Origin of the sequence: Nocardia asiatica NBRC 100129 (genome assembly GCF_000308415.1) — a bacterium.
GTDB classification, from domain to species: Bacteria; Actinomycetota; Actinomycetes; order Mycobacteriales; family Mycobacteriaceae; genus Nocardia; species Nocardia asiatica.
Genome location: NZ_BAFS01000471.1, coordinates 54217 through 63994 on the forward strand (window position 1 = coordinate 54217; position 9778 = coordinate 63994).

The following is a 9778-nucleotide window of genomic DNA, read 5'->3' on the forward strand; positions in this document are numbered from 1 at the left end:
CTGCCACCCCCTACCGTGTCGCGTCCCGGCGGGCGTACGCCAGTTCGTCCAGCTGCACCAGTGCCTGGGTGGCCAGACTGTAGGCGGTGCCGGGACGCTCACGCAGCACGCGGCGAGCCCGGTCGAGCGATTGCCGGATCCGGTTGACGGCAGCCTGTTTCGGGGAGAGGTCCTGGCCCTCGATCTCCAGTTCCTCCTGATTGAGCAGATGTTCGGCCTCACTGAGCAGGTCCACCGCGCGGGCGACCATCGCCTGCGGCGCCAGCGGGGGCTGCTCGAAAGTGCCATAGGCGATGACCAGGCACTCCATTATCCGCTCCGTGACGAACCAGGACGGCCCGTCCGATCTCGGGTCGGCGGAGCCGACCAGCCTGCCGATGTCGTCCCACAGGCCGAGCACCTCGCCGTCGCGCAGTACGCGCTGGTCGAGGTGTTCCATGGCCGCTTCGGCGAGCGCCATCAGGTGGTCGCGGGTGTCCACGTCGGTGCGCAGGCTCGCCGCCTGCAGGCAGCGCTTGAGCAGCATGGTCGCGAAATCGGGCACGTACCAGACCAGCGGCGGGCCGGGAGCGATCTCCTCGCTGCCCGCCAGGTTCAGCCGCACACCCGGATAGTGCAGTGGCGCGGCCGGATCGCCGACGGTGAACCGGCTGGTGATGCGTCCGCGGCGGGCCAGCTGGTCGAGCACCGACACCGTGCGCGACAGATCCTCGGTGCTCTCCCGGTAGACCAGGTCCTGGATGAGCATGGCGGCGATGACGAGACTGAAGTACTCCGATTCCTCACCGTCGGAGGTGCGCCACGGGATGTCCTCCAGCGGCCAGCGGCCGCTGCCGAAGCGCGCGACCCTGGACCAGTAGTTGCGGGTCAGCTCGAAGCGCAGCTGCAGCGCGTCGGCGAGCAGGCGCTGCTCGTCGGTCAACAGGTCGAGTTCCCGGATGCGCTGCGACGACAGGTCGATGATGCCGTCCAGGGCCACCGCCGTGAAGTACAGATAGGGACGGGGTTCGGCGTGACCGATCGCGCTGCTGACCCGGCCGGGCACGAGTTCGATCGGTTCGGAGCTGTGCACGATGCCCCAGCTCCACCCGCACTCGAACAGCCGCCCGTCGTCGGCGATGTCGACCTCGGTGGTCTGACTGAGCCTGACCTCGTTGGCCGCCTGCACCCGCAGGCGTTCCAGCTGCGCCGACAACCGTTCGATGATCTCGTCGGCGGGCGTGCGGGTCTGGTTGAGCATGTAGACGATCGACTGCCCGTACTCCGTCCTCGGCTCGGGGGTGTGGATGACGAAACTGCGCACCAGACCCACCATCGCCGCGGTGAGCCGCGCGCTGGCCAGCTCGATCACCACCGGGATCCGCTCGCGCAGTTGCCGGGCCTCCAGCCGGACCTCGCCGCTGACGAACCGCTGGAAGCCGCGCAGGAACCGCAACGCCGCGATACACAGGCTCAGCGACATCGAGTACGAGTCGACGATCTCCACCGCCAGTTGGCCTTCGGTGAGCGAGCTGCCGTCACCGGAGCGCAAGTAGGAGCCCGCGGCGAAGACCGGCTCGCCGTCCGGTCCGGCGTAGCGGCGCAGATAGTCCTCCACCAGGGCGACCAGGACTCCGCCGATCCGGGTCTCCTCACCGAAGGGCGCGAGCGCGGCTTTCACGTCGGGACTCATGTCGTTGGGCTGGTCCAGCGCGAAGGCGTCGATCTCGGTCGCCGGGTACAGCAGGCACAGCAGCTGTTCGGCGTCGCTGATGGAATTGGCGCCGTCGCGCCCGCCCCACTGCCACGTGCCGTTCCGGTAGGAACAGGCGAGCACCGCTCGCCACAGCTCGAGCAGCTGCTGCCTCGGCCGAATCCTCATTTGCTGTCGGACCTCGCCCCCGCGTTCGACCGGCGGCGCCGGACGTCGTTACATAGAGTGTGCCTTGCGGAGGTTCACTTGGCCAAGCACTTTGCGATGCCACCGGTTGCTACGGATTGCCTTGCGCGGCAGATACTTCCGCACTGCAAGGTGGAAACGCATGTAGTAAACCGATTTGAGAGTTGAATTCTCTTCACTGCAGGAGAAGCCCTGATGCCTCTGACTCCACTGCCGGAGCACCAATGGGACGAAGCGGTGGACGCCGCGCTGTCCCGCATGCTGCCCGCGGAGCGCCGCAACCCGCGAGCGGCGGGAAACGCACTCGCGACGATGGTTCGCCACCCGGCCCTGACGAAGGCGTTCCTGCAGGGCATGCGAGCCCATCACCAGCTTCGCGTACGCGTCACGGTCGAGCACGGTCCGGGGACGGAAGTCGCCGAGCAGGTCCTCGAGCCGGTCGGCGTACCCCAGCCACAACAAGGTCCGTTCGTGACCGAGCGAACCGGTGGCCACCGACCAGCCCTGGTTGGGCGCACCGATCAGGTTCGCGGCGGGCACCCTTTGGCCATGGACGCCGCCATTCGGCGCCGCGGATCGTCCGCGGCCAGGCACAGCGCGGCGAAATAGCCCAGCGCCCTGGCCCGCTCGATCGCGATGTGCATGTCGGCGGCCTTGTGTTGCACCGCCTGGAACGAGCCGATGACGGTGCCGAACTGACGCCGTCCGCGCACATGGTCCAGTGCGAGGTCGAGGATGCGCTGACAGGCGCCGACAGTGGTCAGCGCCAGGCCGGTGAGCGCGTGCTGACGAGCGCGTTCGGGATCGGCCTCGCTGCGATCGCCGTCGGTGACCCGCACGCCGGGGAAGCTCACCTCCGCGACGTGCAGGACCGGATCGAACACCGAGACACGGTTGTGGACACCGCCGCGGCGGGCACGACGAACACCCCGGCAGCGGTGACCACGGCGAACCGCTCCGCCCGGTCGCCGTCGAGAACGTTGCGCGCCGTGCCGTCCAACCGCCATCCCGAGCCGTCGCGCCTGGCGACGACCCCGGAATAGACCGCCGCGCAGGGACGTTCGATTCGCCCCGCATCGGGGACGAGCGGCGCGAACTGGGACGTCGATGCCAGGAACGGGGTGGGGTCGGTGGCGCGGCCCAGTTCTTCGAGCACGATGCCCAACTCGACAGCGAGAGCCGGATCGGTCAGCTCGCTCCAGCCGACGTCGACATAGGTCTGCCACAGCGAGCCGGGTTCGAGATCCTTGTCGACGATGTCCCGGATCAGCGCGGGTGGGCACTGCTTCGCCGTGACCTCCCGCGCTGTCTCGCGCAATAGTCGCTGGTCGGCGTCGAACTCGAACAGCATGTCGACCTACTTCCCTGTCGCAGCATCGCGTGCACTGGACAGAGAATATCATTCTCATTTTGGAAAAGCGCAATTCGCCCGCAGCGGGGTTCAGACGACGCGCGCTTCGGAGACCCGGCTCGTCGCGCGCACGAGCGCGGCGTTCACGTCACGGACGAAATCCAGCAGCGTCCGCAATGCCGCGTCGTCGTCCGGCAGTCCTTCGTCCAGCGCGGCGAGTTCCCCGAACAGCGGAGCCACCGCCACCTCGGCCCGGACCGCCACGAGTTCGACCCGCACCCGCCGCCGGTCCTGCGCATCCCGGCTGCGCCGCACATACCCCGCCCGTTCCAGCCGGTCGACCACCGTGGTGATCGCGCCGCCGCGGGTGATGCCCAACCGGTCGGCCAACTGCCCCGGGGTGAGCGGCCCCAGCATGCTGAGCAGGTTCAGCGCACTGAGATCGGTCACCGTGATGCCGAGCCGCCCGGCGACCGCCGAATGGAACACCACCGTCTGGGTGGCCTGCTTCCGCAATTCCTCGCGTAGCGCGCCCAAGAACTCGTCCCGCGTACTCGGCGCCGCCATCGCGTCTCCCTCCGTCAGATCTCTCCATATTCGAGATACTCTGCGAGCGAGAATAACTGTGACACGGCGACTGCGCCGGAACTCGCGTAGAACGTGCTCCGCCCGAGGTTCCGACCCTTGCGGACGACTCCAGGTAGCGAGGTAATTGAGGAGACGGACGTGAATCCCGTCCGTCGTCGAATCCCCGATTCGGCGACCGGCGTCCGTCGGCAACCGAATCGCCGGAAGGGGCGCCCGGCACACACGACAGCGAGGTGCGATATGAACGAGAAGGTGCGTGCGACGGCGGCGACCCTGGCGATTGCCTCCGGCATCGTCATCGGGTCGGGCGTGGCATCGGCCGAACCGGCCACCACGGCCACGCAGCAAGCCATGGCCGGATTCTCGGCCCCACCGTGCTTGCCCTTGATCCTCCCGCCCGCGGTGAACGTCAACGCGTTCTTGATCTGCCTCGCTTGAGGCTCGCGCCTCGAACCGGTCCGTAGGCACAAACTCCGCCTCGCCGAGAGAAGCCCCGGCACCTAGGAGCTGGCGGCGGGCGCGAGTGCGCCGATTGCCCTCGTGCATGGCCTGAACCTGCGCCACCGGGATGGTATGCCCCTCGGCGAGCGGGCCCAGCGGCCGTCGCTCAATGGAGTTCATCGTTCCCAGCGCCCGCGAACCTGACGAATTTCTTTCCCCCCCGGCGCATCGTCGGGCGATGCGCCGGGAGACGAGTTCACCGTTCGATCACGCCGTGGGCGCTGGACTGAACACGCCGAAATGATTGCCGGAAGTGTCCAGCAGATCGGCTGATATCAGACCGTCCGCGCTGGTGACGGGCGCGGTCAGCACCTTGGCGCCCAAGGCCTCGGCTGCCGCGATGGTGGCCGCGACATCCTCTACGACCACCAGGAAGGTGGCGTGATTGGCCGCGCTGTCGGGAGTGTGCGCGACACCGCCGCTCGGTGCCTCGCTGCCGGGGTAGTGGATCAGTTCGTACCCGTCGTCACCGCTCGGGTACGGGGTGAAGGACCAGCCGAACAATTCGCCGTAGAACTCCTTGATCTGCTCGGGCTTGTCACTGCCGACCTGAAACCAGGTCACGGTGTTGTACGGGGGAGTGCTCATTGATCATCTCCGGAATCTCGGGGGTCGTGATCTTGCCGAACCACGATCTCCCGCCCCGGCGACAACCCCCTGTCGGTGTTTCCGAATCGGCTCTACAGCGCGACGACCCGAAGCCCGGTAGCCGGAATGTCCCAAGCCGACCCGTCGAACGGACGGTGCGGCGCGGACAGTTCGGTCGCCGCCGCCGCCGTGATCCGGTCCAGGCGGAAACAGCGCGGGCTGTCGCGCAATCTGCACCGAGCCGCCAGGTACCAGCCGTTGACCCCGTGCACCAAGGCGAACGGCTCGACCTCGCGTTCGGTATGCGCGCCGAACCGGTCGAGGTAGCCGATCCGCAGCACTCTGCCGATTTCGATGGCTCGTTCGATCACCGCCGGGATCTCGCGGTCGGGCTGTGCGTCGTCGCTGGTCAGCAATCGGATCCGCGCGGCGAGATCGCGTGCGGCGACCGCGTCGCGTTCCGGCAGCACCGCCACGATCTTGCGCAGCGCGCTGTGGCCCGCCCGCTCGAACGGGCCACCACGATGACGGGCCAACGCGACCGCCAGCGCGACGGTCTCGGCAGGTGTGAGATTCAGCGGCGGCAAGGACATGCTTTTGTCCAGCGCGTACCCGCCGCGCCTGCCGACATCGGCGTAGATCGGAATACCGGCCTGCTGCAGCGCGCAGATATCCCGTTCGATCGTCCGGACGCTCACCTCGTATCGCTCGGCCAACTCGCGGGCGCTGCGCAATCGCGGCGAGATCGCCCGAAGCTCTTCGACTATCGCGTACAGCCGATCGGTCCGGTTCACGCGGTCACCGTAGCGCCGCACACCGACACATCGGCCGCAGTTCTCAGCTCCACGGAATCCGATGCCGGAATCCGCTCGCAGCGTGTTATTCGCCCCGCCGGGCTCTCGCGCGTCGCTTGCCTTCGTGCATGGCCTGCACCCGGGCCACCGGAATCGTGTGGCCCTCCTCGACCAGGTCCCGAGGAAGTTTCTGTGGGGCGGGCATTTCCGTCGCCCAGGGGTCGTCGTCACCGATCAGGCCGGGCACGGTCCGCAGCGTGAAATCGGCCGGTGTCACGTCGTCGAGGTCCGACCAGCGCAGCGGGAAGGACACGGTGACGCCCGGCCGGATACGCGGGCTGTAGGCCGCGGCCACGGTGGCGCCGCCGGCGCGGGTTGCGTCGAGGAAGACCTTGCCGTGGCGGTCTTCGCGGATGAAGGCGGTCGTGCCGACGGAGGGATCGATGCGTTCGGCACGGGCCGCGACCGCCCGCGTGGCCGCGGCTGCGTCCTCGACGTCGAGACCCGCCACCACCGGCACGAAGACATGCAGCCCTTTGGACCCGCTCGTCTTCACCGCACCGGCCAACCCGTCGGCGGCCAGCGCATCCCGGATCAGCCGCGCACCGGCCACCGCGTCAGCGAAAGTCTGACCCGGTGACGGATCGAGATCGAGCACGAGATGCGTCGGTTCCGGCGCGGAATCCGCGAGGAACAAGGTCGGGTGATACTCGACCGCGCGCTGATTACCGAACCAGATCAGTGTCCGCAGGTCATCACACAGCGCGTAGGTGATCTCCCGCCGCGAACTCTCCGCCCAGACCTTCCTCCGCGCTACCCACTCCGGCGTGTACTTCGGGAGGTTTTTCTGGGTGAACGGCTCCTGCCCCGGCCGCACCCGCACCACCGAGAGCGGCCGTCCGCGCAGCACCCTCAGCAACCGTTCCCCGGCGAACTCCAGATAGTCCACCAGATCCCGTTTGCTCGCCGCGGCCCCGTCGAACAACGGCTGATCGAGATTGGACAGTTCGACCCCGTGACGCTGCTCGCCTCCCGCCATCGCTCCACCCTCCCCCACCACCGGGCGCCGGTCAATCACCGGAGGTGGCGAACGTTGGATTCCCGTCGGGTCAGGAATCGGGTTCGATCTTCCAGGTGGACAGCGAGACGCCGTAACCCCCGATGCACGAACTTCTCGTAGGTGTTGCAGGCGATGGTCGCCGACACGTCCTTCAGCGTGAAATGACCGATGGACCAGTCACCGCCGGGTCCTTCTCGAACCGATAGTCGAAACCGGCGATCGGGCCGAGTGCGCGATCCAGGTCCAGCTCCCTGAGCCCGGCCTCCACGTGCTGCTGCCAGACGCCGTCGCCGGCCAGCTGGATCGATCAGCGTGTCCACTGTGAACGCGCCGGCGTCGCGCGGTCGTACCGTCGCGATCAGCCGGTCGTTGCTGCGGGTGGCGACCGTGACCGACACTGCGACCCCGCGGAATTCACCGTGGAGTTCGAGGGTGACGTCGCCTTGGCGTCGCGCGGTGATCGTCACCCCGCCGACCGTGACAGTCGCCGGCAAATCGTTCGGCCACGGCTGGTCGGCGCAGGTCAGTGCCAACGTCAACCTGTCTGCGTCCCGGCCGATCTCCGGCCGCCTCGAATCCGCGGTGCCCGCGAGTGTGTGCTCGCCGAAGGTGGAGAGCATGTCACGCAGCGGAGTCGGCAGCTCGGTGTCGTCTCGATCGAGCACCAGTGGGGTACCGAGGCCGGCCAGATGGGCCTGCAAGGCATCCAGACAAATCCAGGATATTACACTCCCATTGACAGAATGGTGACCAGTTCGCGCGGACGTGGTTCAGCCCGTCGAGCCGACTGGAAGTCCTGACGTGCATCCCGCACCGGCCACGCACCGCCGCAGCTGACGCTCCGGCAGCCTGGTCACAACATCGCTCGAAGTGATCGTGAACGGATCGGCAGAAGCCGCTGATGGGCGAGAACCGGCATGTAGCCACGGCGCACTGCCGACCGGGAGCTGTCCGCCGACCAGCCCCGTGCCATGACGTCGGGGAAGCCGGTGGCGGCGGTCAGCCTCTCAGGTCGCGGCGGGTGTAGCCGTACAGTCCGATCGCTGCCATGGCAGCGGCGATGGTGGTGAGCGCGGCACTCTCGGCCCAGCTCGGTGCGGCGTCGGGTACGGCGGCGAGATGAGCGAACGGCGAGATCTCGCGGATCCAGGCCGGTGCGCCGGTGCTCTGGACCATGACGTCGAGGAGGAATCCCCCGGCGACGGGCACTGCCCCGATCAGGCCGACGGCATCGGGGTACCAGCCCAGTGCCAGTACCGCGGCACCGAGCGCGAGCAGAGCCACCGGGGCGACGTTGGCGGCACCGGCGAGGGCCGCACCCAGGCCCAGCGGTGCACCGGTGAGCACCGCACCAGCCCACATCGCGACCGCGGCGGTGCACAGAAGAACTCCGAGACCCGTGGTGGTAACGGCGATTTCGGTCCCTGCCAAACGGTATCGCGACAGTGGCAGAGCGTGCAGGGCGGTCCAGCGACGCGCTTTCTCATCGGCGGCCAACGCTGCGATCCGGACAGCGGTGTAGAGCCCGGCCGGGATGGCGAGCAGCGCGAACAACGCCGCGGCGAACCCGGAAGCCGACCCGAGGCCACCGAAACCGGCTGTAGCCGCGAGCTCGGCGAAACGCGGATTCTCCGCGAAGAATTCGAGGATCGAGGAGATCAAGGCACCGATCAGCAGGAAGTAGGCGGCGATCCCGATTACCCACCCGATGGTGGGCACAAGAGCACGGCGCACAGCGAAACCGGCCACCGAGCCGAGCAGACGGGTCCGCGCAGGCCGGGTGTCGGACAGAGCGACCACCGCGCCGCCGAGGTCGCGACCGGCGGCGGCCGTGAGAGCGCACACGGCGGGCACGATGGTGAACACCAGCAAGACGAGCAATGGCCCAACCCGGTTCTCCGCGTACGGAGCGCTGCGGGCGGCGAGGCCGAACGGGGTAAGCCATGCGGTCCAGGCGAGTGCCGCGATACCGTCGGCGAGCATCCGCAGCAGCAGGCACACCCCGAGCACAGCAGTGGAGAGACCGGTGGCCGCTGCCCGTGACGGCAACAGTTGCGCGGCAAGCGATCCCACGCCCGCGAAGAACGCGGTCGTGCCGGATACCGATGCCGCGTGCAGGACCGCACCGGTTGGGTCGGTACCGGTCACGACCAGCCCGGCCGCTACCCCGAGACCGATCGCGACGGCGGCGAGCCACAGCGTTACGACACAGCGCGCGAGCAGGTCCGTTCGGCGCAGCCTGCCGCTCAGCAACAGCTCCCAATGCCCCGCCTCTTCCTCGCCGCGGGTGATCCGGGTCGCGACCAGCAGCGCCCACACGCCGCACAGCACCAGGACGGGCGTACCGGTGCGCCAGACGGTGAAGCCGCCGGGATCGTCGAGAGCGAGCGGAGCGCCGAACAGGATACGCACGGCGGGGTTCCCGGCCAGGGCGTGCAAGGCATCGGAGTCGATGCTGTCGGCGAAGGTGGTGCGGTACTGGGTCGCGACCAAAGCCGACATGCCGGCGGAGGTGAGCGCGACGATCGCCGCGCCGCGCTGTGCCTGGCGCCGAATGAGCCCGGCCGCAGCGGGCCCCGGCGCGAAGACGTGCACCGGATGCGGGCCGACGGCGGCGGTCATCGCCGCGCCTGCCCGTAGTAGTCGAGGAAGATCTCCTCGAGGGTGGGCTCGCGCGAGGACAGCGCCGTTACCTGCGCCGCGGCGAGCGCGCGCAGCGCCGGCGCCGCGGGCCCGGACAGGGTGAACCGCATCCGCCCCTGGTCGAGCGCTTCGACAGCCTCGACACCGTCCACATCACTCAACGTCGGCGCCTCGCCCTGGTAGGCGATTTCCACGATGGTGCGGTGCAGCCGGCGTAGCTCGGCGAGGGTCGCGATTTCCGCCAGGCGGCCGGAGCGCAGGATCGCGACCCGATCGCACAACGCCTCGACCTCGCCGAGCATGTGTGAACTCAGAAACACCGTTTGCCCGCGTTCCCGTGCTTCGGCGACGCAGTGCCGGAACTCGCGTTCCAT

Annotated in this window: 9 protein-coding genes and 2 pseudogenes; 1 reads left to right on the forward strand and 10 read right to left on the reverse strand. The window is 68.5% G+C overall.

The window, feature by feature from the left end; all coding sequences use genetic code 11:
* Positions 1 to 10 precede the first annotated feature (10 nt).
* From ON27_RS37980 to ON27_RS37995, 4 genes and pseudogenes are all read right to left on the reverse strand, one after another.
* Positions 11 to 1861, reverse strand: a complete 1851-nt coding sequence (locus tag ON27_RS37980) for an SCO2524 family protein (RefSeq protein ID WP_043738731.1) — start codon at positions 1859 to 1861, stop codon at positions 11 to 13.
* Between the two features lie 363 nt (positions 1862 to 2224).
* Positions 2225 to 2422: pseudogene (locus tag ON27_RS42260) on the reverse strand (acyl-CoA dehydrogenase family protein); the annotation flags it as partial.
* Positions 2422 to 3230, reverse strand: a pseudogene (locus ON27_RS42265) (acyl-CoA dehydrogenase family protein); the annotation flags it as partial. The pseudogenes ON27_RS42260 and ON27_RS42265, both read right to left, overlap by 1 nt.
* Positions 3231 to 3320: 90 nt before the next feature.
* Positions 3321 to 3797, reverse strand: coding sequence for a MarR family transcriptional regulator (locus ON27_RS37995; RefSeq protein ID WP_043738736.1), 477 nt, complete (start codon positions 3795 to 3797; stop codon positions 3321 to 3323).
* Positions 3798 to 4058: 261 nt separating this feature from the next.
* Between ON27_RS37995 and ON27_RS38000 the strand changes: the two genes are divergently transcribed.
* A complete protein-coding gene (locus ON27_RS38000; protein WP_043738737.1) occupies positions 4059 to 4256 on the forward strand; it encodes a hypothetical protein in 198 nt (65 codons plus the stop codon).
* Positions 4257 to 4526: 270 nt separating this feature from the next.
* Here the strand turns inward: ON27_RS38000 and ON27_RS38005 are convergent, their stop codons facing one another.
* The 6 genes from ON27_RS38005 to ON27_RS38030 form a co-directional block, all read right to left on the reverse strand.
* On the reverse strand, positions 4527 to 4907 hold the full coding sequence (locus ON27_RS38005) for a VOC family protein (protein WP_043738738.1): 381 nt from the start codon (positions 4905 to 4907) through the stop codon (positions 4527 to 4529).
* 92 nt (positions 4908 to 4999) lie between these two features.
* Positions 5000 to 5701: a helix-turn-helix transcriptional regulator gene (locus tag ON27_RS38010; RefSeq protein ID WP_043738770.1), complete on the reverse strand. Its 702-nt coding sequence runs from the start codon at positions 5699 to 5701 to the stop codon at positions 5000 to 5002.
* A gap of 85 nt (positions 5702 to 5786) precedes the next feature.
* Positions 5787 to 6740 (reverse strand): DNA polymerase domain-containing protein, encoded by a 954-nt coding sequence (locus ON27_RS38015; RefSeq protein WP_043738739.1) that lies wholly within the window; start codon positions 6738 to 6740, stop codon positions 5787 to 5789.
* 35 nt (positions 6741 to 6775) lie between these two features.
* Positions 6776 to 7462 (reverse strand): hypothetical protein, encoded by a 687-nt coding sequence (locus tag ON27_RS38020; protein ID WP_157227927.1) that lies wholly within the window; start codon positions 7460 to 7462, stop codon positions 6776 to 6778.
* A 298-nt stretch (positions 7463 to 7760) separates the two neighbouring features.
* Positions 7761 to 9383 (reverse strand): efflux permease Rv1217c-related protein, encoded by a 1623-nt coding sequence (locus tag ON27_RS38025; RefSeq protein WP_051047512.1) that lies wholly within the window; start codon positions 9381 to 9383, stop codon positions 7761 to 7763.
* A partial coding sequence (locus ON27_RS38030; protein ID WP_043738741.1) for an ATP-binding protein DrrA1-3 family domain-containing protein occupies positions 9380 to 9778 on the reverse strand: 399 nt, incomplete at its 5' end. The genes ON27_RS38025 and ON27_RS38030, both read right to left, overlap by 4 nt.